Below are 21,950 nucleotides of genomic sequence, written 5' to 3'. Positions count from 1 at the left end.
CTGCAGATACGAAAAAGCCCGCAATGATGCGGGCTTTTTCGTATCTGGCAGTTAGATCAGAACCGGTAGACTTCCATATCGGTTCGAATCGGCGCAGCCATCGGGATCTTGGATTTCTCAGGCGTCTTCTTCACCTGCACCGGAGCAGCCGATTTTTTAGGCGACTCTTCGGCAATCGCCGGCTGGTTAGCCAGAGGCTTGACCGCTGTGCTCAGCTGTTCGGCCAGTTTCTGAAGCAACTGGCCCTGGGCCTGCACCTGCGACGCCTCGCTGCCCGCGTGTGGCTGTTCGAGGTGAACGATGCGGTTGTCACGCACATGGCCACGGCGGTCCAACAGGCGCCACTGGGCATCCAGGACGGCCGGCTGGTCCTTGCCCGAGTCCAGGCGAGTGATCGACAGCAGCACTTGTACATCCGGGTTGAACCCGGCAGCCGCCGGGGCCAGCACCACGCGCTGGCTGTCCAGGCGCCAGGCGAGCTGGCGCACCAGCAGCTGGTCGATATCCGACGAAAGGCTGCCGGCCCAACGACCGTCGGTCGCCGAACTCAGGCTGCCATCGGCCTGACGCTGCAGGAACGTCTCACGTTGCAGGTAATCGGCAACCGATACCGGACCGAGCACCACGGCCATGCCCGCACTCTGCGAAGGCTGGCCAGGATCACCACTGTCGAGCTGGTACAGGGCAACCGGCTGATGCATGGTGCACCCGCCAAGGCCCAGCAGGCCAGTCATCAACAGCGCAAATGGAAGGCGCAGAAATTTCATCATCCCATCCAGGCGGTCGCCAAAAGGCCAACCGCAGTGATACACATAAATTCAAACGGGCACACGGCCACGCCGGCACCGCAAGGGCCATATCATCCGCGAAATAACCGTCCGACTCCAGCATTTCTGCCCGGAACGACGCTGAAATTGCCGCTCCAGACATTTCAACCGCTTACGCCGGCACTTCCACCTGCAACCCATCGACCCGCTGGAACCCGCGTGGCAGTTTGCTGCCGCGCCGTCCGCGCTCGCCCTTGTAATGCTCCAGGTCGTCCGCTTTCAGAGATAGGGTACGCTTGCCGGCTTGCAATACAAGCGTCGCGCCATCTGCTATCACGGCCAGATCGGTAACAAATTCTTCACGGCTCGCCACCCGGTCGCCCGGCACCCCGATAATCTTGTTGCCCTTGCCTTTGCCCAACTGAGGCAGGTCGCTGACCTTGAATACCAGCAGACGGCCTTCGGTGGTAACCGCCGCCAGCCAGTCCTGCTCGCGGTTGGCCACCGGGCGCGGGGTCATGACCTTGGCACCGTTGGGCAGGCTGAGCAAGCCCTTGCCGGCCTTGTTCTTGGCCTGCAGGTCTTCACCCTTGACCACGAAGCCATAGCCAGCGTCCGAAGCCACCACGTACAGTGCATCGTCGTCCGGCAACAGCACACACTCGAAGGTGGCCCCCGGTGGTGGCGTCAGGCGGCCGGTCAGTGGTTCGCCCTGACCACGCGCCGACGGCAGGCTGTGGGCGGCTAGCGAGTAACTGCGGCCAGTAGAATCGATGAGCACGGCAAACTGGTTTGAGCGCCCGGCAGCAGCGGCCTTGAAGCCATCGCCGGCCTTGTACGACAGGCCGGTGGCATCAATGTCGTGACCCTTGGCGCAGCGCACCCAGCCCTTCTCCGAGAGCACCACGGTGACCGGCTCGGTCGGCATCAGCTCGTTTTCCGACAGCGCCTTGGCCTCGGCACGCTCGACGATCGGCGAGCGGCGGTCGTCGCCATAGGTTTCAGCATCCTTGATCAGCTCGCTGCGTACCAGCTTGCGCAGCTTGGCATCGCTGCCCAGCAGGGCGAGCAGCTTGGCCTGCTCCTTCAGCAATTCATCCTGCTCGCCGCGGATCTTCATCTCTTCCAGGCGTGCCAGCTGCCGCAGGCGGGTCTCGAGAATGTAGTCGGCCTGGATTTCGGTCAGGTCGAAACGGGCGATCAGGGCCTGCTTGGGCTGGTCTTCGGTACGGATGATGTGGATAACTTCATCCAGGTTGAGGAACGCGGTCAGCAAGCCTTCCAACAGGTGCAGGCGCTTCTCCACCTTGTCCAGGCGGTGCTGCAGGCGACGACGGACGGTAGCGGTACGGAACTCCAGCCATTCCAGCAGCAGCGCTCGCAGGTTCTTCAGCTGTGGCCGGCCGTCCAGGCCGATGATATTGACGTTGACCCGGTAGCTGCTCTCCAGGTCGGTCGTGGCAAACAGGTGCTGCATCAGCTCATCGGCATCCACACGGTTGGAGCGCGGGATGATGACGATGCGGCACGGGTTCTCGTGGTCCGACTCGTCACGCAGGTCGGCGACCATGGGCAGCTTCTTGGCCTGCATCTGCGCAGCGATCTGCTCCAGCACCTTGGCCCCGGAGACCTGGTGCGGCAGCGCGGTGACGACAATGTCGCCATCCTCGACGCGGTAGACGGCGCGCATACGGATGGAGCCGCGGCCGCTTTCGTACATCTTGAGGATTTCTGACCGCGGCGTGACGATCTCGGCCTCGGTCGGGTAGTCCGGCCCCTGGATGTGCTCGCACAGCTGCTCGATGGTGGCCTTGGGCTCGTCGAGCAGGCGCACACAGGCCGTGGCCACTTCACGCAGGTTGTGCGGCGGTACGTCAGTGGCCATGCCAACGGCGATACCAGTGGTGCCGTTGAGCAGGATGTTGGGCAGGCGCGCAGGCAGCACGGCCGGCTCCTGCAGGGTGCCGTCGAAGTTTGGCACCCAGTCCACGGTGCCCTGGCCGACTTCGCTGAGCAGCACTTCGGCGTAGCGCGAAAGACGCGCTTCGGTATAACGCATGGCGGCGAACGACTTCGGATCGTCTGGCGCACCCCAGTTGCCCTGGCCGTCGACCAGGGTATAGCGGTAGCTGAACGGCTGGGCCATCAGCACCATGGCCTCGTAGCAGGCCGAGTCGCCGTGGGGGTGGAACTTGCCGAGCACGTCACCGACGGTACGCGCCGACTTCTTGTGCTTGGCATCGGCATCGAGCCCCAACTCGCTCATGGCGTAGACGATGCGTCGCTGCACCGGCTTCAGGCCATCGCCGATGTGCGGCAAGGCGCGGTCCATGATCACGTACATGGAGTAGTTGAGATAGGCCTGTTCGGTGAAGTCAGCCAGCGAGCGGCGTTCTACGCCATCCAGGCTGAGTTCCAGTGAGTCGCTCATGCGGGCCTCGTCATTTCAGGTTCTGGCGCAGCAGCATGGTGCCGCCGCGCTGGGTAAATTCAAGTTGTTTCAGGGCACTCATGCCCAGCAATACGGTCTGCCCGTCCAGGCCCGGCACCACGATGGCGCGCACGTCCTGCAGGCGGATATCCCCCAGCTGCAGGCTGGTCAGGCGCGTGCGGTAGCCTTCGGTACGGCCGTTGGCGGTACTGAGCTGCACCGGGCTGCCACGCTCCAGGCCCAGCTCGCGGCCCAGCGCCTCGGGGATGGCCACGTCGGTAGCACCTGTGTCGAGCATGAAATGCACCACCTGGCCGTTGATTGCGCCATCCATCACGAAGTGGCCCTGGCCGTTGCCCAGCAGGCGCACCTCGATAAAGCCTTCGCCATGCGCCGACTGCACCTGGGCATTGGGGTTGCGCTGGCTGTCTTCCCATTGGCCGAAAAAACGCGTGGCAAGGAACAGCGCCGCCGCCCAGGCGACGATCATCAATACCTTGCCAGCCCGCTTGCCCGGTGCCTGGCTCATGGCTTGGCGCTCCATCCGCCTTCCGGCGCATCGAAGCGCCAGACGATCGGGCGTGCTTCGCCATCGGCGCGGGCGCCGTTGTTGTTGTCCACGCCTATCCAGGCGCCCTTGGCATCGATCACCAGGGCCTCGGCCAGACCGAACGGCTGCTGGTAGCGACGCGACTCGACCAGGGCATCGGCAGCGAACGACCAGCAGCGCTCGACCATGCCGCTGTCGGTATCCCGACGACAGACGCGGTAGGCATTGCGTTCGAGAGTGAACAGCTTGCCTTCGAACCAGGCCAGGTCGGCGAAGTCGCGCGACAGTGCCTGGGCATTGGGCATCTGTGCCGGTTGCATTTCGACCCCGGCCTCGCTCAGCAACACGCAGCTGCGGCCGCAGGTCCACACCGACTGCTGGCGCTCGATAGCCACCAGGCCACGGCGCTCGCGCTCGGCGGCCAGCCACAGGCGGTCACCTGCCGGGTTGATCGCCAGACCTTCGAACAAGGCGTTGAAGTTCAGCAGCATGCCGCTGGCCCGGGCCTGACGAACCATGGCCGGGTCGATCTTCAACCAGTCCGCCTCGCCTTCCAGCGGCAGTTGCAGCACAGCGGCATGAGCTTCGCTGACCAGGTACAGGTTGCCCGCCTGGTCACAGCTGATACCTTCGAAATCCAGCTCGCCACCACGAATATACGACGCCGCCCAGTTGCGCGACTTAAGGCCCCACGGCAGGCCACTTTCCGGCACCGCTGGCGGGGTGAAAGTGAGCGGCTGCGCGCGCCAGGTCGGGTTTTGCTGGTCGAAGCGGTAGATGCGGTCGTCGTCGCGGTCGGATACGCCCCACAGCCCGCCCCGGCATTCCACCAGGCCAGACAGGTTGCCACCGCGCATGCCTTCGATCGGGTGCTCGGCGCTCAGCTTCAACTCTGGCCAGTTGCCCGCCAGGCTCGGCAGGGCAACCAGCGCCAGGCAGGCAGCCAGAAGCCGCCGAATCAAACCATGACCTCGGCCAGGTTGCCCTTGGTTTCCAGCCAGCTCTTGCGGTCGCCCGCGCGCTTCTTGGCCAGCAGCTTGTCCATCAGCTCGCAGGTGGCCTGCACGTCGTCCAGGGTCAGTTGCACCAGGCGCCGGGTATTCGGGTCCATGGTGGTCTCGCGCAGCTGTGGCGGGTTCATCTCGCCCAAGCCCTTGAAGCGGGTGACCTGTGGCTTGCCGCGCTTCTTCTCGGCCACCAGGCGATCGAGGATACCGTCACGCTCGGCCTCGTCGAGTGCGTAGTAGATTTCCTTGCCCAGGTCGATGCGGTACAGCGGCGGCATGGCCACGTACACATGCCCGGCCTCGACCAGGGCGCGGAAGTGCTGGACAAACAGTGCGCACAGCAACGTGGCGATGTGCAGGCCGTCGGAGTCGGCGTCGGCGAGGATGCAGATCTTGCCGTAGCGCAGCTGCGCAAGGTCGGTGGCCCCCGGGTCGACGCCAATGGCCACGGCGATGTTGTGCACTTCCTGGCTGGCCAGGACTTCGCCACCGTCCACTTCCCAAGTGTTGAGGATCTTGCCACGCAGCGGCAGGATCGCCTGGAATTCCTTGTCGCGAGCCTGCTTGGCCGAGCCACCGGCCGAGTCACCCTCGACCAGGAACAGTTCGGCGCGCATCGGGTCCTGGCCGGCGCAATCGGCCAGTTTGCCGGGAAGTGCCGGGCCCTGGGTTATGCGTTTGCGCTCGACCTTCTTGCTGGCCTTCAGGCGGCGCCCGGCGTTGCTGATGGCCAGCTCCGCCAGTTGCATGCCCAGCTCGGGGTGGGCGTTGAGCCACAGGCTGAACGCGTCCTTGACCACGCCGGAAACGAAGGCAGCCGCCTCGCGCGACGACAGGCGCTCTTTGGTCTGCCCGGAGAACTGCGGGTCCTGCATCTTCATCGACAGCACGAAGGTGATGCGCTCCCAGACGTCTTCCGGCGCCAGCTTCACACCGCGCGGCAGCAGGTTGCGGAACTCGCAGAATTCACGCATGGCATCCAGCAGGCCCTGGCGCAGGCCGTTGACATGGGTACCGCCCTGGGCGGTAGGGATCAGGTTGACGTAGCTTTCCTGGATGCTGTCGCCGCCTTCTGGCAGCCACAGCAAGGCCCAGTCCACCGCTTCCTTGTTACCGGCCAGGCTGCCGCAGAACGGCTCGTCGGGCAGGCGCTGGAACTCATTGACGGAATCGACCAGGTAGGAACGCAGGCCATCCTCATAGTGCCATTCGACTTTCTCGCCGCTGGCCTTGTCCTCGAAGCTGACCAGCAGGCCCGGGCACAGCACGGCCTTGGCCTTGAGCACATGCTTGAGGCGGCTGATGGAGAATTTCGGCGAATCGAAGTACTTGGGGTCGGGGCTGAAGTACACGCTGGTACCGGTGTTACGCTTGCCGACCGAGCCGACCACTTCCAGCTCGCTGGCCTTGAAGCCATCGGCGAAAGTCATCTGGTATTCGTTGCCGTCACGTTTTACGCGCACGCGCACCTGGGTCGACAGGGCGTTGACCACAGAGATGCCCACGCCGTGAAGGCCACCGGAGAACTGATAGTTCTTGTTGGAGAACTTGCCGCCGGCGTGCAGCTTGGTGAGGATCAGCTCGACCCCGGACACGCCCTCTTCCGGGTGGATGTCCACCGGCATGCCGCGGCCATCGTCGCTGACTTCCAGCGAGTGGTCGGCATGGAGTATGACCTGTACCGAACGGGCATGACCGGCCAGGGCTTCGTCGACACTGTTGTCGATGACTTCCTGGGCCAGGTGGTTGGGGCGGCTGGTATCGGTGTACATGCCCGGCCGCTTGCGGACCGGGTCAAGGCCCGAGAGGACTTCGATGGCGTCTGCGTTATAGGCGCTAGCGCTGGGAGTGGCCATAGGGTCTCGTCGTCAGTCTGGTGAATGCAAAAAAGTCAAAATACAGAAAAATCGAGCGCTGCGTACTGCCCACGGGCAATGCCGGCGAAGGCCAGCAGTGCCGGCAGGCGCTCGGCGAAGCCCTGGAAGCTGTGGTCGCCACCGGCCTGGATGCGCAGGGCACAAGCACGGTAATAGCGCTCGGCATGGCGATAGTCCAGGGTTTCATCGGCGGTCTGCAGCCACACTTGATAGCGGCTGGCATCCACCGGGGCTGGTACCTCAAGCTCGGCCAGGGCCTGCACATGATCGTGGGTCAGCTCCCACGCTTCACCGGTGTAGTGATTGTGCTGGGTGCCCAGGTAGCCGTCGAAATGCTTGTGCGGTGTTACCGCCGGGTTCACCAGCAAGGCCTTGAGGCCGTGGCGCTCGGCCAGATAGGTGGCATAGTAGCCGCCGAGCGAACTACCTACCAACAATGGTGCGCCCAGTTCGGCGATGGCCGCTTCGAGCTGGGCGATGGCCTGCCGTGGGTGGTGGTGCAAGGCGGGCACCCGCAGTTGGGCCGACAGGCCCAGTTGCTGCATCACGGCCTCGAGTTGGCGCGCCTTGGTCGAAAGTGGCGAGCTGTTGAAGCCATGGATATAGAGGATGGAACCCGACATGCTGCCCCCGGAATCTGTGGCTTCGCGCCCGGTGATATGGGCGCAGGGACGCGCAGTGTAGCGCGTTCGCCGGGTTTTGGCGCCGCACAGGGGTTTTAGCAACAAATTCTTCAACAGCTTTGAGAGTGCCGGGGGCGCTTTGCGCCCCTATCGCGACACAAGGCCGCTCCCACAGGAGATCGCGTACCCCTGTGGGAGCGGCCTTGTGTCGCGATAGGGCTGCGCAGCGGCCCCAAAACCCTCAATAACCAGGGCTATCGAAGTCGAGCTTCACTTCGAAGTCCAGCGCCCGCTCCACCCCGGTCTCCAACCGCCCGTCGGCGTGGAGGAGCAGCCAGCGGTATCCAGGCTGCTCCTCGCTCACCTTGAAATCCTCGCTGCGCGCCGCGAACTGGATGCAGGTCGACGGAGTGGCCAGCAGGCGACGACCGTCGCGCACTTCATCCCATTCCTGGTGCACATGCCCCCACAGCAGCGCCCGTACCTGTGGGTACCCCTCGACGATATCGAACAGCGCCTGGGCATTGCGCAAGCCGATCGGCGCAATCCAGGCACAGCCGATATCCACCGGCTGATGGTGGAAGCACACCAGGCAATGCCGTTCACCCGCCTCTCGCAAGGCCGTTTCCAGCACTGCCAGCTGGTCATCCTCCAGCAGCCCATGCGTCGCCCCGGGTACGGCCGTGTTGAGCATGACGATGCGCCACGCACCGATATCGGTCACCGCCTGTACCAACTCCGGTGCCACTTGCGCCATGACTCGGGCCTCGTCATGGTTGCCAGGCAACCAGCGGGTGGGCGCGGCAAACGGTGCGGTCAGCTCACGGAACGCTTCATAGGACGCCACGCTGGCGTCCTGGGACAGGTCGCCAGTGCACAGCAGCAGGTCGACAAGCGGTTGCTCCCGCCGCATCTGGGCCACTACATGGCGCAGGCTGTCACGGGTCTTGAGGCCCAGCATGCTGCCGGCCGGGTCGGCGAACAGGTGGGCATCGGTCAGTTGCACCACATGCACGGGGCGCGATTGGTCTGGCTGCGGCAACGGCCGTCTCCTCGAACGGATTCAGCGCGAATTATGGCTGTACAACGGGTGCGAGCAAACACCCGTACCCAAACCACGTCACAATTCAGCGAACGCTTGCCAGCTCGTGGCCACAGGCCAGGCAATGGCTCAGCCATTCACCGAGAAACAGGTTGAGCTGGGCCTTTTCGTCCGGCTGGTGCATGGCCTCGTTCGGATACGGGTAGATGCTGCGCAGGCGCCGGGTGTGTTCGGCACTGACCACTTCGGCCATGCGCGCATCGTGGTACACCTGCACTTCCAGGTGCGGTACCGGCAACCACGGCAGGCTGTGCTCCTGGCGCACGTGCAGGGTGGTGGTGTACGGGCAGGCCAGCACCACGTCGAGCACCAGCACGCCGAGCATCTGGTCGCCCTGGGTCATGCCGATGCGGCGCGAGCTCTGGGTGGTGCGCATGTCGGGCAACAGGCGCATCAGCCGGGCGTAGTTGGCCTCGCAGGCTGCCTGCAGCCCGACCAGGTCGACCCGATAACGCTCGCGCAGCAGGTTCACTTCCACATACCTCGTACTTCATCACGGTTCAGCGCCAGCCATTGCAGGCCGATGATGGTCGCCGCGTTGCAGATGCGCCCGTCGCGCACCGCCTGCATGGCATCCTCGAACGACCACACGCGCACGCGAATGTCCTCGCCCTCTTCTTCCAGGCCATGCAGGCCGCCCGCCCCTTCACTGCTGCAACGGCCGAGGAACAGGTGAACGTACTCGTCACTGCCACCGGGCGACGGGAAGTAACGGGTCATCGGCCACAGGGCGCTAAAGGCCAGGCCGGCTTCTTCTTCGGCTTCGCGGTGGGCGACTTCCTCGGGTTGCTCGTCCTTGTCGATCAGCCCGGCCACCATCTCGATCAGCCAGGGGTTGTCGACCTTGCCCAGTGCACCAACGCGGAACTGCTCGATCAGCACCACTTCATCGCGCAACGGGTCGTACGGCAGCACGCACACCGCATCATGGCGCACGAACAGTTCACGGCTGATCTCGCGGCCCATGCCCCCGGCAAACAACTCGTGGCGCAGGCGTAGCTTGTCGAGCTTGTAAAAGCCCTGGAAGCAGTTGGCCCGCTCAATGATTTCGAAGCCCTTGGGCACTGAGTTCAACGCGTCTGACATGGAAATCCTCATTACCTCGAATACCGCATCGCGCCATCCTACTCTGCACGCCTGCCGGTTTCACCCCTTTCCGGCAACCGTTCGCGCACTCGGGACAGCGCGCCTTCTCTCTGTTAGCTTAGTGGCGAACTGAAGGCCGCGCAGACGGTCAAAGGCCGACTTTTCCCTGTTCTGCAAGGATCCTCATGACACTTGTCAAACTGACTTCCGTGGCTGTGCTGGCCCTGGCCCTGGGTGCCTGCCAAAGCCTGTTCACGCCTAACTACCGGGCGCCGCTCGAGGTCAAGCGTGATGCCTGGGAGCATGTCAAACCCGGCTGCAGCGAAAGCGACTGCCCGCTGGTGAACATCGACATGATCCACTTCCCGGCCTTGCCCAAGCTCGATGGCATCGTCGAGAAACGCCTGCTGCAACTGACCGAAGACAACCAGCGCGGCAACGCACCGACCACCCTGCAAGCCTACGAGCAGCAGTACCTGGCCAGTGCCGACAAGCGCAACAGCAGCTACCTGCAGGCCAAGGTACGCGAGCAGCATGACGGACTGGTGATCATCGAATTGTCCAGCTACCTGGACAGCGGCGGCGCTCATGGCATGCCCGGGCGTGGTTTCATCAACTATTCGCGCAAGCTGGACAAGGTGCTGACCCTGCAGGACATGCTGGTGCCCGGCCAGGAAGACACCTTCTGGAAAACCGTCGAGGAATCGCACCACGCCTGGCTGATCAGCGTAGGCATGGACAAGGATGCCGAGTTCATCAAGACCTGGCCGTTCAAGCAGTCGCCGCACGTCGCCCTGACGTACGGCGCGGTGGTGGTCAAGTACGAGGTCTATTCCATCGCGCCCTACTCCATGGGCCACGTGGAGTTGAAGATCCCGTACCCACGCCTGAATGGCGTGCTCAAGCCCGAGCTGTTTCCCGGCCGCGGCTGAAGCTCAGCAGCCCGTGCAGTAGCCCTGCCAGCAGCAATGCCGGCAGGGTCGCGCCCAGGTTCGGCGCTTGCGCGGCGATCAGATGGTACGTGGCAACGCCCACCGCCCAGGCCAGCAGTGCCTGCCAGTGCAAGCCATGCACCTGTGCTGGCAAGCGGCGGCGACGGATCACGTAATGGTCCATCAATACCACACCGAACAGCGGTGCAAACACCGAGCCGATCAGCAGCAGGAAGTTCTCGTACTGTGCCAGTGGCGCCAGCAAGGCGATCAGTGTGCACAGCACGCCAATGGCCAGCGCCAGGTGCTCGACCTTCAGGCGCACCAGCACGCCGGTGGAAACGGCTGCCGAGTGAATGTCGGCAAAAGCCTTTTCCGACTCGTCCAGCAGAATCAGCAGCAGTGGAATGCCCATGCCGGCGCCCGCGAGGGCCAGCAGCAGGGCGTTGGCTTCGCCACTGCCGGCGAAGGCCAAGGTGTAGCCCACGCCCAGGCTCATCAGCCAGGTGTTGCCGATGAAGTAGCCCACCACCGTACCGCCGAATACATGTTTGCCGTTACGGGCAAAGCGCGAGTAATCCGCGATCAGCGGCAACCAGGACAGCGGCATGGCGATGGCGATGTCGAAACCCACAGCCAGCGACATCGATCCGTCGCCGGCCCGGTTCCACAGTGCCGCAAGGTCGGCCTTGGCGAACAGGTTCCAGGTCAGCCAAAGGCAAGCGCCCAGCAGCAGCCAGATACCCCAAGTGCGTAGCACCTTGCGCACGAACGCCAGCGGCCCACCGACTGCGAGCAAGGTGGCCAGGGCGCCGAAGCATAGGGTCCAGAGCACAGGGCTGTTCCAGGCGCTGGCTTCGCCGAACGCCCGCGCACCCAGCAGGCTGGCGGCATCGCGCATCACGATGATCTCGAACGCGCCCCAGCCCACCAGTTGCAACAGGTTGAGCAGCGCCGGCAAGCGAGCGCCATGGCCACCCAGGCTCAGTTTCAGCGTGCCCATGGCCGACAGGCCGGTATCGCTGCCGATGACACCGGCAGCCCCCAGCAGCAGCACACCCACACCGGTGCCCAGGGCGATAGCCAGCACCGCGCCGGCAAGGCCCAGGCCAGGGGCCAGCATGGCGCCGACCTGCAGCACCATCAGGCCGATGCCGAGGGAGAACCATAGCGAGAACAGGTCGCGGGCGCCGAAGATGCGCTGGGCGGTGGGGACCGGGTGGTCGGGGGAAAATTGGCTGGGTGATGTCATGGTTGGCGCTCGCCGGCAATGTTGTTGGTGTTCCTGGCGAGGACTGCGTCCTCGTATCGCGACACAAGGCCGCTCCCACAAAAACCGCGCTGGCCTCAAGCCTTGCGCGGTCCCTGTGGGAGCGGCCTTGCGTCGCGAAAGGGCCGCAAAGCGGCCCCAGCGGTCTTAGACTTTGTGATACAGCTGGCTGCCTTCCTGGCGGAACCGCTCGGCCTGCTCACGCATGCCTTGCTCGACCGTCACATCCACGGTTTCGATCTTGGCGGCGTATTCACGCACTTCCTGGGTGATCTTCATCGAGCAGAACTTCGGCCCGCACATCGAGCAGAAGTGCGCGACCTTGGCGGATTCCTTAGGCAGGGTCTCGTCGTGGTAGGCACGGGCAGTGTCTGGGTCCAGGCCGAGGTTGAACTGGTCTTCCCAACGGAACTCGAAGCGTGCCTTGGACAAGGCGTTGTCACGAATCTGCGCACCCGGGTGGCCCTTGGCAAGGTCGGCGGCATGAGCGGCGATCTTGTAGGTGATGATGCCGGTCTTCACGTCATCCTTGTTTGGTAGGCCCAGGTGTTCCTTGGGCGTGACGTAGCAGAGCATTGCGCAACCGAACCAGCCGATCATAGCCGCACCAATGCCCGAGGTGATGTGATCGTAGCCAGGAGCGATATCGGTGGTCAGCGGGCCGAGGGTGTAGAACGGCGCCTCGTCGCAGCATTCCAGCTGCTTGTCCATGTTCTCCTTGATCAGTTGCATCGGCACGTGGCCGGGGCCTTCGATCATGCACTGCACGTCGTGCTTCCAGGCGATCTTGGTCAGCTCGCCAAGGGTCTCCAGTTCACCGAACTGCGCGGCATCGTTGGCGTCGGCAATCGAGCCGGGGCGCAGGCCGTCGCCCAGCGAGAAGCTGACGTCGTAGGCCTTCATGATTTCGCAGATTTCTTCGAAGTGGGTGTACAGGAAGTTTTCCTTGTGGTGTGCCAGGCACCACTTGGCCATGATCGAGCCACCACGGCTGACGATACCGGTGACACGCTTGGCAGTCAGCGGCACATAACGCAGCAGTACGCCGGCATGGATGGTGAAGTAGTCCACGCCCTGCTCGGCCTGCTCGATCAGGGTGTCACGGAACAGCTCCCAGGTCAGGTCCTCGGCCACGCCGTTGACTTTTTCCAGGGCCTGGTAGATCGGCACGGTACCAATCGGCACCGGCGAGTTGCGGATGATCCACTCACGGGTTTCGTGAATGTGCTTGCCGGTGGACAGGTCCATGACCGTGTCCGAACCCCAGCGGATGCCCCAGGTCAGCTTGGCCACTTCTTCCTCGATCGAGGAACCCAGGGCGCTATTGCCGATGTTGCCGTTGATCTTCACCAGGAAGTTGCGGCCGATGATCATCGGTTCCACTTCCGGGTGGTTGATGTTGGCTGGGATGATCGCGCGGCCACGGGCGATTTCCTGGCGGACGAACTCAGGAGTGATTTCTTTCGGGATGTTGGCCCCGAAGCTGTGGCCGGCGTGCTGCTCGTCAAGCAGACCAGCGGCACGTGCCTCTTGCAGCTTCATGTTTTCGCGGATGGCCACGTACTCCATCTCGGCAGTGATGATGCCTTGGCGGGCATAGTGCATCTGCGAGACGTTGGCACCAGCCTTGGCCCGACGCGGGTTGCGCACGTGGGCGAAACGCAGCTTGGCCAGTTCGGCATCGTTCAGGCGCTGCTGGCCGAAGTCGGAGCTCAGGCCGGCCAGGCGCTCGGTGTCACCGCGTGCCTCGATCCACGCCGAACGCACGTCGGCCAAGCCCTTGCGCACGTCGATGACAACGTTAGGGTCGGTGTACGGGCCGGAAGTATCGTAGACCAGCACCGGGGCATTGGACTCGCCACCGAAATCGGTCGGGGTGTCGTCCAGGCTGATTTCACGCATGGGCACGCGGATGTCCGGGCGCGAGCCTTCGACATACACCTTGCGCGAACGCGGAAACGGTTGCACGGACTGCTGATCGACTTGTGCCGATTCGCTGAGGTTGATCGCTTTTTCTTGTTTGGTCATCACAGGCTCTCCAGACGGCTTCCTAGCAGTGGAATGTCGGGGTGAACCTGAAAGGCGCGGACGCACCCTTGATGGGTGCAGTGCCGGATTTGGGGTGCCTGAAGCTGCATGCAGCTGCGACATTCCCGGACCTGGCACAAGAGGCTCCCCGGGAAGGCGAGCAATCTTGTTCCCTACGCAGGCGCTAACCTGATCAGGTTCAACGGGATCCGCAACTTTGCGATCTCAGCCTTTGCTTCAAGGCACCCCGACAAGAACATGCGCAGTCTAGACTGGAGTGGTCGGCAAAGCCAAGCAGGTAAATGCGCGGATGATGAAAGGCACCCCGAGCGATTGTTGCCGGGTGCGCATGGCACTACACTGGCCCGTCGCTCGATACTCAACAGTTCAGTAATTAAATTTCGTACAAGGATTGCCTCTATGCTGCGCAAACTCTCACTGGCAATAGCCGTGTCTTGTGCGTCCAACGGAGTGGTCTGGGCAGCGGACGTGCCCACTACAGTGAAAACCGACCTGGTCAGCGTCTATCAGGAGGCGGTCGACAACAACGCTGACCTGGCTGCGGCCCGCGCCGATTACGGCGCCCGCCGCGAAGTGGTACCGCAGGCTCGCGCCGGGTTGCTGCCTAACCTGTCGGCCGGTGCCGAAATGCTGAACACCCGCACCAAGCTGGACGAACCATCGGCCACCAGCAACCGCAGCGGCAACACCTGGAGCGCAACCCTGGCGCAACCTATATTCCGCGCTGATCGCTGGTTCCAGTTGCAGGCAGCCGAAGCGGTCAACGAACAGGCGGCGCTGGAGCTGTCGGCGACCGAGCAGAACCTGATCCTGCAAACCGCGCAGAATTACTTCGCCGTGCTCCGTGCCCAGGATAACCTGGCCGCGACCAAGGCCGAGGAAGCGGCCTTCAAGCGCCAGCTGGACCAGTCCAACGAACGATTCGACGTCGGCCTCTCCGACAAGACCGACGTGCTGCAATCCCAGGCCAGCTACGACACGGCGCGGGCCAACCGAATCATTGCCGAGCGCCAGGTACAGGATGCCTTCGAGGCCCTGGTGACCCTGACCAACCGGGAATACACGTCGATTCAAGGCGTGGTCCATACCTTGCCAGTGCAGGTGCCTACGCCCAACGACGCCAAGGCCTGGGTCGAAACCGCCGGGCGCCAGAACCTCAACCTGCTGGCCACCAACCACGCGGTCGTCGCTGCCGAGGAAACCCTGCGCCAGCGCAAGGCCGGCCACGCGCCGACCCTGGACGCAGTTGCCAAGTATCAGAAGGGTGACAACGACAACTTCGGTTTCACCAACCCCGCACCGGCCCCCGTTACGCGCTATAGCGGCGACGTCGAGCAGACCAGCATCGGCCTGCAGTTGAACATCCCGATCTACAGCGGCGGCCTGACCAGTTCGCAGGTGCGCGAGGCCTACCAGCGCCTGAGCCAGACCGAGCAGCAGCGTGAAAGCCTGCGCCGCCAGGTGGTGGAAAACACCCGCAACCTGCACCGCGCAGTGAATACCGACGTGGAACAGGTGCAGGCGCGCAAGCAGTCGATCATCTCCAACCAGAGCGCGCTGGAAGCCACCGAGATCGGCTACCAGGTGGGTACCCGCAACATCGTCGACGTGCTTGACGCCCAGCGTCAGCTGTACACCTCGGTGCGCGACTACAACAACAGCCGCTATGACTACATCCTCGACAACCTGAGCCTGAAACAGGCAGCCGGCACCTTGAGCCCGCAGGACCTGCAGGACCTCAAGCGGTACCTCAAACCGGACTACAACCCGGACAAGGACTTCCTGCCGCCGGACCTGGCGGCTGCAGCGGCGAAGAACTTCGAGCGCAGGCCTTGAGATAGGTGTTGGACCAGTCGCTGGCAAGCCCGCTCCCACCGCGGGGTAACCTGGGGGAGTTGGCGTGCCGGCGATAGGGCCATCAAATATCACTCCAGCCGCTACAGGACAGCGACTAGGCCGCTACGGCGATCGTCGAGTCGATGCGTTGAACCGACATATCCCCGATCAGCGCAGAGCCAGCCGGCTCAGGGGCAAACGCAGCCATTGCATCAACAAGATTTCCCAGGCTCGGCAGCGAGTGCTCGACAGCAAACAGAGATGCCCCCGCTGAAAGGGCCGAGGCCTCAGGCATGGCAACCATTTCAGAGGTGACTATTGCCGGCTGCGCAAAGATGAAGTCCTCCGCTGTCACTTGCGCAACTTCGAGCGCATCCAGGTACAGTATATTCACGATACCTTCCTGCCCCGGCACTGCCTGGGTATCAACGGCCACACCATGAATCTGCGCAAAGTCATTGAGCATGAAGCGCTCGACTTTGCTGACCTGCAGATCCTCGAAGCGACTGATGCCTACCTGGCTGAGGTCAATCTTGTCGATACCGTGCCGGAACCCCCGCAAGGTGTTCCTGTAATCGCCCACGCCTTCTTGTTTTGTCACCAGGAACACGCTGGGCGCAACCGTTGGCGGGGCATAGATCGTGCCTGCCAGAGAAGCCACCAACTGCCCCGATTCGTCGCTTGTAAGCGACACGCCATCTGCACCACCGGTAAGCAGAACATTCGCGTTGACAGGCGGGGGCGCCTGCACTTCAGGGCTGCCCTCGAAGTAACCTGGCGCAGCAGTGAATGCGTCAAGGAAGCGGAAGTTCGCTGGCTGCAGTTCGGCGATCGGTTTGCCCGCAAGCGTCAGCTTCTGCCCATCGCCAAGGTCTAGCACAGCCGCATTGCCGTCCTGTCGCATCTGCAGGTCAGCAAACCCTAAACCACCAAAACCGACCAGATCGATCACTTCACGCGAAGTTTCGAATTGCTCGAGTACATCGTTTCCGGCTGCACGCCTGTGGATAACATAGCGGTCAGTACCCTCTCCGCCCTTAAGCAGGTTGTATCCACGGCCACCATCCAGTAATGCCCCGGCGGGCCCAGCGATCAAGGTATCGTCGCCGTCGCCACTGATGAGGTTCTGCACCGAACCAGAGGCTATGGTCAGCGCCGCTCCGGCGATATTGGCACTGCCGCTGGCCAAATCCACCGAAATACTGCGACTTACCGCAGCCGCATTCAACGTATTACGCCCGCCAGCGGTGCCCCTGATTGCGTCGTCAAGCACCGCTCGCCCGGCGTTTTCTGCCACCAGGTTCGCATAGTCATCGGTGAAGTAATAAGTATCATCGATGGTGCCGGGGCTGCCAACGAGGCGCAACGTCCAGCGATCGAGTGTCAACGGCAAACCAGCATCGGCATTGCGCACCTCGAGTTTCCACTCCCCTGCTGAGCGCTCTGCGCGATGATGGGTCGACATGAACCCATATTTGAACGCTCCTGAGCGCGAATCGCCCAGATCGTCATCACCGGAGCCCGGTGCCTTGCCCGTGCGATCGAGCAGCACGCTCCTCGTGCCGCCAGGCGACACCAGCGTGAGCGTCATGTCACCAAGACGGCCCACCATCGAATGGATATCGACCTCCACATGCTCCACCAGCACATCAGCCGGCAGGGTCAAGGACAAAGTCGCGACCTGCCCCGCCGCAACCTGGTGGGCAAGCGGCTCACTGGCAGCGGTCAGCACCCGTTCATTGGCCTTGGTCGCCTGGCTACCCCATGACTCGGCAAGACGCACAGCCGCACGGGCATCGACCATACCAAAACCGTAGTCGTGACTGGTGTGCATGCCACCGCCATTCCAGTTGCGCCCTGCGTTGTAGGCCCATTGGGTGGAAGCGTCATCTACCTTGCGCGCAGACAGTGCGAGGATCTGCTGGACGTCCCGATAACCGAGCCCCGGATTGGCCTGCAGCATCAACGCCACCACGCCTGATACAATCGGCGCAGCGAAACTGGTGCCCTGGGTCGTGCTATAGGCGCTGCCCACCGATGCACCGCGCTCCGCTTCAAGGCTGACGCCAGTGGACAACACATGGCTTCCTGGTGCGGCGACCAGCAAGCTGGAACCTGGGTTGGAAAAGGGTGCAGTGGCAGCTTGCAGCACCGAGAGGTCTGCCTTTGCATTGATGGCCGCTACTTCGATGGCGTGGCGGTTGTTGTTGGTCAGCGAGCCCTGGGCACTACCACCTTTGTCGCGCTGGTTGCCGCCAGAGGCGACGACGATGGTGCCAAGCCCGCCACGACCATTGGTGGCCGCAAGTGTAGTACTGAAAGCGAGCGCCAGAGCGGTATCGACCTTGCCTTCCGGAACATTCCCCAATGCGAAGTCCTTTTTGAACCCCCAACTGTTGTTGGCAATGTCGTAGTTGACCATTTGCCCCAAGTTGGTCAGGTCGTCGCCTTTGTTGGCCAGGTAGTGCCCGCCGATCTTCGCATCGTATGCAATGCCGATTCCCCCTTGATCATTGCGCGCTCCAACCATGACACCCGCCACTTGGGTGGCGTGATTGGACGCCAGGGCAGCCAGCGTGCCATTGGTACGTTGGGTTTGCAGCCAGATGGGGTCGATATTCGGCTTGAGATCGGGGTGTTCGATATCGAAGATTTCCGGCGCGACGGCAAATTCACCGCCAGGCTCGAACTGCCCGATCCTCACGCCCTTGCCCGTGAAGTCACGCCATACTGGCGCGACATCGATCTCGTCCAGATACCACTGCCGCCCAGAGAGCGGGTCACCAGGCGATTGCTCATGGCGCAACGTTACCGTCGCGCGCAAGGGCGCCGATGCACCGCTGCCCACCTCGGTAACACTCATGGAGGCGTTGCCCGCCGCATCGACCAAGTCGTAGCGGAAACTGACATCACCGTCATGGCCAGGTAACGGCGTGACCTCCACATCACCCTGTTCGTTCAGCCGCACTGTAGCGCCCTTGCCAGCACTGACCGACGCGATGCGCAACGGCCCACTGCTGTTGAATGGCTGGTCGTTGGCCAGCAGCACCGTCGCAGGGACTATCAGCGCGGCGTCAGTGCTGGTGAAAGTAGCCAGTTGCTCAGGCGACAGCCTGTCGCCGATTGGCATGGCGCCCGCGCCGAGAAGATCGATAGCGGCAATATCGGCGAAGCTGAGCTTCTGGATGTTGCTCAGGGTCAGGCGGCCGTCTCGCCCCGCCACGGTGTCGGTGATCTGGTGACCCGATTCGGTACGCGTGATCAGGTACTCGTCGTGTGCACCATGCAAGCTGACCAAGTTGGTTCCCGCGCCTCCATCAATCGTGGCATCGCCCCGACCGGCTTCGATCACGTCATCGGCCGCCCCACCCGCAATCCGATCCGCGCCACCACCAGCGTAAATAATGCTGCCGCCCGCCGAGGCCTGGATGCGATCCCCATTTGGGCCTGCGTAGATAACGGACTTGCCGGTACCACCAATGATGTCGTTGCGGCCGCTGCCACCGACGAGCACATCGTTGCCACCGCCACCGATAGCAAGCTATCGCCCGAGCCGCCCTTGATGAAAACTCCGCGTTGACCGCCGCTGGCGATGATGTCCCTACCCCTCCCTCCTTGCGCGATGGTCAACCCGGCCTTGGCCATGTTCAGCCCAACGCCCTGCTCCCCCACGATCAGCACCGTGTCACGCCCGCCATTGCCGTGCATGTTCGCCCAGTCGTCACTGGCACTGATCACGAATACATCATCGCCCGCCCCGCCGTGATAGGTATTGCTGCCAGCGCCGCCAACCAGCCAGCTGCCGCCCGGGGCTGCGGTCAAGACATCATCGCCTGCGGCGCCGTAAAGCGTGTCCACGCCGAGCGCGGCGGCGTCCAGAGTGCTGCCTTGAGGACTCTGGCTGATGTAAGCCCGCCGGGAAGTGGGCCCGCTTGATGAAGTCAGTACCGTACTGCCACCTTGAGCCTCGATCCGATTGCCGACGGTATCAGCGAGGAACCTCACCGCCAGTACTTCCCGGTCCTCGCCATTGATGGTGAATGCACTGCGGGAGATGACCTGGTTACCCTGACGTGCTTCCCCCACCGGTTCGACCTGACCGAGCTTGATTTGGCTGATGCCATGCTCCTGCAATGCCTTCAATTCTCCGGCATCGGCACGCCCGTCGTGGTTGCCATCGACCCACACCTTCAATTGTGCCCAGACAGCATCTTCAACGTTGATACTGCCATCGGCGTTGGCGTCCACGCTTGCCAGGGCGGCGAAGCCATCTTTGAACGGTGTTTCGCCGGAACTGCCATCACTACCGGCTTTGCCTGCGTAGTATTCGGAAAACAGTTGGCTGATGTTGCTCACCTGCCCGGTGCCGTTGTCATGTACCAGCATCCCGGTCACACGATCTGCCCAGCCTGTACGACGTAACGTACCGCTGTTATCGACATCGAACAGCACGCCGTCCTCGATACCGGCCAAGCCCACACCTTGTCCGCTCAGATCGAGTAACAGAGGGTCGACGAAGGTGTTCACCGTTGTCATCGCCGCCAGCCCGTTGAGCACCACTGCGTTACGCAGGCTGAAGTCCGGCTGTTCGCTACCCTCCCGATAGAACTGGGCCAGGTGCTGGTTCGGCCGCACGTTGGGGTCGAGCTGGATCTCGCCGGGACGGATACCACCGGTGGCCAGGCTGCCCAACTGGGCGGAGGTGAAGTCGGTGTTGTCGAGGGTTTTGTCGGTGAAGGCGATACTGTGGGTCAAGCGACGGTCAACGTAGCCATTGGAGACGTCGTTGCGGATGTCGTCTTGGCCTTGGAGGTCGCGACGGGACTCGGTTGCGGGGGTGATTTCGATTTTGAGCGTTTCATTTGGAATAGGCTCAGAGACCATCAAAGCTGAGAGGCTGGCCTCGATGGAATTGAAAACCGCATTGGCCGTAGCGTTTATCAAGTCAGGGACCGCCGAGGGTGACTCGACTCGGGAGATCCACTCTTTCGCAAGTAAGCGATTCTCGGCATCTGTAATTACTGATGCCATTGCCATCATTCGATGAGTACGTAAAGAAAGCAGCCCTTCGTCTATAAGATCACCTGACGAAGAAAGCACGATCCGCCAATAGTCTTCTTTGCTAGCATCCGCCATTACCTTGAATACTGGGTGCAAGGTCCAAGCCTTCTCGGGGTAGCCCAGAGAAGTGAAGGTTTCAGCGTGAAAAGCTGACACTTCACTTTGCCGAACCTGCTCAACTATAGGACCATCAGCAACCTTATCCGCTAGTATCCTTAAGTACCCCCGCGCCATTGCGACTCTAATCGCATCCACATCACTATCTGACATTGGCCGCCCTGCATCAGCAGCCACCATTTTCATATAGTTTATTGCCGCAACACCTGCAACTGAATCACCACGAGCAACGCCATTTGCGAGAACTGCATATTTATCTCCCTTAGCAGCCAACAGGTCGTACATCGCTGACGGCCCCTTACTCTCAAGAGCGACACTCGCCTCTTCAATATCTGCAACCTCGAGCCTGATCATTTACCTTCTCCTTGTTTTACACTTCGCTTTAGAAATCCCTCAACTCTATTTACCACACTCCTCCACTCACCTAGCTTACCCCGCAGAAACCTAACACTCACAAGAGCATCCCCACCAGAAAGCACAAACTTCAAATCGCAGTAGGAATTATATTCATCATATGCCCTTACACAATAAACTATGTATTGCATGCACCCATTCTTTTCCAGCCAGAAAAAGTCCTGCTTATCTTCAGGGAAAACTCTACTGACACCCTCTACATATGTCATTCCAATGCTTGGCTCGTAAGTTGCCTGTTCAACCGCTGTTATCGGGGTTGCCCGAAGATAACTTTTGAGTCTTTTTTTTAACCCGGTAGCCCCATGAACCCAGGGCTCGACGGCAACGGTCAGGCCACCAAAACTGAAAGATGTCGCCTCACCGTAAGGGACAGGCTGCATCTCCGGCCAACTCATTGCCATATAGAGCGAGACCAGATACGCACCACAGCCTTTTTTGTTGTTTACGAAACCCGGCTCCCAGGAACTCTCACCTTCATATTCCGGCCAGTAGATTACATATTTCCTAGGAAGCTCATAAACAACACCTGAAATCCTTCCACACACCATTGGATTAGGGGTAGTGAATTTATTAGGTGGCCAAGGCGAGATAGTAACAACGGCAACCAACAGCCAGACCATACTTAGAAATAACAATAGCTTGCTGAGGCGCCACAACACACGACCAAAAAATCTGCCCATCGCACTCAGCTTCCCGAGCAGCACCTTCAAAAAAAACAAAAAATATTTGAACGTAACCATTACCCCCCCTAGAGCCAGCCTACCTATATCAGGCACTAGGGAAATCCTGAAAAAGACTTCCTGATTTGGCAAAATCCCCGGACACCAA

At 61.9% G+C, this 21,950-nt stretch carries 16 protein-coding genes and 1 riboswitch; of the genes, 2 read left to right on the top strand and 14 right to left on the bottom strand.

The window, feature by feature from the left end; genetic code table 11:
• Positions 1 to 56: 56 nt before the first annotated feature.
• From MJ643_RS14505 to MJ643_RS14465, 9 genes are all read right to left on the bottom strand, one after another.
• Entirely contained in the window at positions 57 to 767 is a 711-nt protein-coding gene (locus MJ643_RS14505; protein WP_031324184.1) for a PqiC family protein, read from the bottom strand.
• 172 nt (positions 768 to 939) lie between these two features.
• Positions 940 to 3,198 carry a DNA topoisomerase IV subunit A gene (gene parC, locus MJ643_RS14500; protein ID WP_013974453.1) on the bottom strand — a complete coding sequence of 753 codons (2,259 nt, stop codon included), beginning with the start codon at positions 3,196 to 3,198 and terminating at the stop codon, positions 940 to 942.
• 10 nt (positions 3,199 to 3,208) lie between these two features.
• Positions 3,209 to 3,727 (bottom strand): TIGR02281 family clan AA aspartic protease, encoded by a 519-nt coding sequence (locus MJ643_RS14495; RefSeq protein WP_024087816.1) that lies wholly within the window; start codon positions 3,725 to 3,727, stop codon positions 3,209 to 3,211.
• Entirely contained in the window at positions 3,724 to 4,710 is a 987-nt protein-coding gene (locus tag MJ643_RS14490; protein ID WP_013974455.1) for an esterase-like activity of phytase family protein, read from the bottom strand. Before MJ643_RS14490 ends, MJ643_RS14495 begins: the two co-directional genes overlap by 4 nt.
• Entirely contained in the window at positions 4,707 to 6,611 is a 1,905-nt protein-coding gene (parE, locus tag MJ643_RS14485) for a DNA topoisomerase IV subunit B (RefSeq protein WP_015272020.1), read from the bottom strand. The genes MJ643_RS14490 and parE overlap by 4 nt, the downstream gene beginning before the upstream one ends.
• 35 nt (positions 6,612 to 6,646) lie before the next feature.
• Entirely contained in the window at positions 6,647 to 7,255 is a 609-nt protein-coding gene (locus tag MJ643_RS14480) for a YqiA/YcfP family alpha/beta fold hydrolase (protein WP_003258136.1), read from the bottom strand.
• 241 nt (positions 7,256 to 7,496) lie between these two features.
• The gene (gene cpdA, locus MJ643_RS14475; protein ID WP_023660488.1) at positions 7,497 to 8,297 is read right to left on the bottom strand and encodes a 3',5'-cyclic-AMP phosphodiesterase; all 801 of its coding nucleotides are present in this window, start codon (positions 8,295 to 8,297) and stop codon (positions 7,497 to 7,499) included.
• 85 nt (positions 8,298 to 8,382) lie between these two features.
• Positions 8,383 to 8,835 carry a DUF1249 domain-containing protein gene (locus MJ643_RS14470; RefSeq protein WP_016501905.1) on the bottom strand — a complete coding sequence of 151 codons (453 nt, stop codon included), beginning with the start codon at positions 8,833 to 8,835 and terminating at the stop codon, positions 8,383 to 8,385.
• On the bottom strand, positions 8,826 to 9,443 hold the full coding sequence (locus tag MJ643_RS14465) for an NUDIX domain-containing protein (RefSeq protein ID WP_024087817.1): 618 nt from the start codon (positions 9,441 to 9,443) through the stop codon (positions 8,826 to 8,828). Before MJ643_RS14465 ends, MJ643_RS14470 begins: the two co-directional genes overlap by 10 nt.
• Before the next feature lie 185 nt (positions 9,444 to 9,628).
• On the opposite strand from MJ643_RS14465, the gene MJ643_RS14460 reads away from it, so the two are divergent.
• Entirely contained in the window at positions 9,629 to 10,375 is a 747-nt protein-coding gene (locus MJ643_RS14460) for an RsiV family protein (protein ID WP_023660486.1), read from the top strand.
• Here the strand turns inward: MJ643_RS14460 and cytX are convergent.
• Entirely contained in the window at positions 10,344 to 11,627 is a 1,284-nt protein-coding gene (cytX, locus tag MJ643_RS14455) for a putative hydroxymethylpyrimidine transporter CytX (RefSeq protein ID WP_038410175.1), read from the bottom strand. The genes MJ643_RS14460 and cytX overlap by 32 nt on opposite strands.
• Positions 11,628 to 11,792: 165 nt before the next feature.
• On the bottom strand, positions 11,793 to 13,673 hold the full coding sequence (gene thiC / locus MJ643_RS14450) for a phosphomethylpyrimidine synthase ThiC (protein ID WP_015272025.1): 1,881 nt from the start codon (positions 13,671 to 13,673) through the stop codon (positions 11,793 to 11,795).
• A 153-nt stretch (positions 13,674 to 13,826) separates the two neighbouring features.
• A riboswitch (TPP riboswitch) is annotated at positions 13,827 to 13,933 on the bottom strand.
• Between the two features lie 160 nt (positions 13,934 to 14,093).
• Between thiC and MJ643_RS14445 the strand changes: the two genes are divergently transcribed.
• Positions 14,094 to 15,530 carry a TolC family outer membrane protein gene (locus MJ643_RS14445; protein WP_003258125.1) on the top strand — a complete coding sequence of 479 codons (1,437 nt, stop codon included), beginning with the start codon at positions 14,094 to 14,096 and terminating at the stop codon, positions 15,528 to 15,530.
• A 115-nt stretch (positions 15,531 to 15,645) separates the two neighbouring features.
• On the opposite strand, the gene MJ643_RS31575 is transcribed toward MJ643_RS14445, so the two are convergent.
• The 3 genes from MJ643_RS31575 to MJ643_RS14430 form a co-directional block, all read right to left on the bottom strand.
• A complete protein-coding gene (locus MJ643_RS31575) occupies positions 15,646 to 18,933 on the bottom strand; it encodes a S8 family serine peptidase (protein WP_330142888.1) in 3,288 nt (1,095 codons plus the stop codon).
• The gene (locus tag MJ643_RS31570) at positions 18,879 to 21,062 is read right to left on the bottom strand and encodes a calcium-binding protein (RefSeq protein ID WP_330142885.1); all 2,184 of its coding nucleotides are present in this window, start codon (positions 21,060 to 21,062) and stop codon (positions 18,879 to 18,881) included. The genes MJ643_RS31575 and MJ643_RS31570 overlap by 55 nt, the downstream gene beginning before the upstream one ends.
• Positions 21,059 to 21,950 (bottom strand): hypothetical protein (locus MJ643_RS14430; RefSeq protein ID WP_247726843.1); only part of this gene is annotated, 892 nt, incomplete at its 5' end. The genes MJ643_RS14430 and MJ643_RS31570, both read right to left, overlap by 4 nt.

The organism is Pseudomonas sp. PNPG3 (genome assembly GCF_023093815.1).
GTDB classification, from domain to species: Bacteria; Pseudomonadota; Gammaproteobacteria; order Pseudomonadales; family Pseudomonadaceae; genus Aquipseudomonas; species Aquipseudomonas asiatica.
This window is presented reverse-complemented; position numbering and strand designations above follow the sequence as displayed.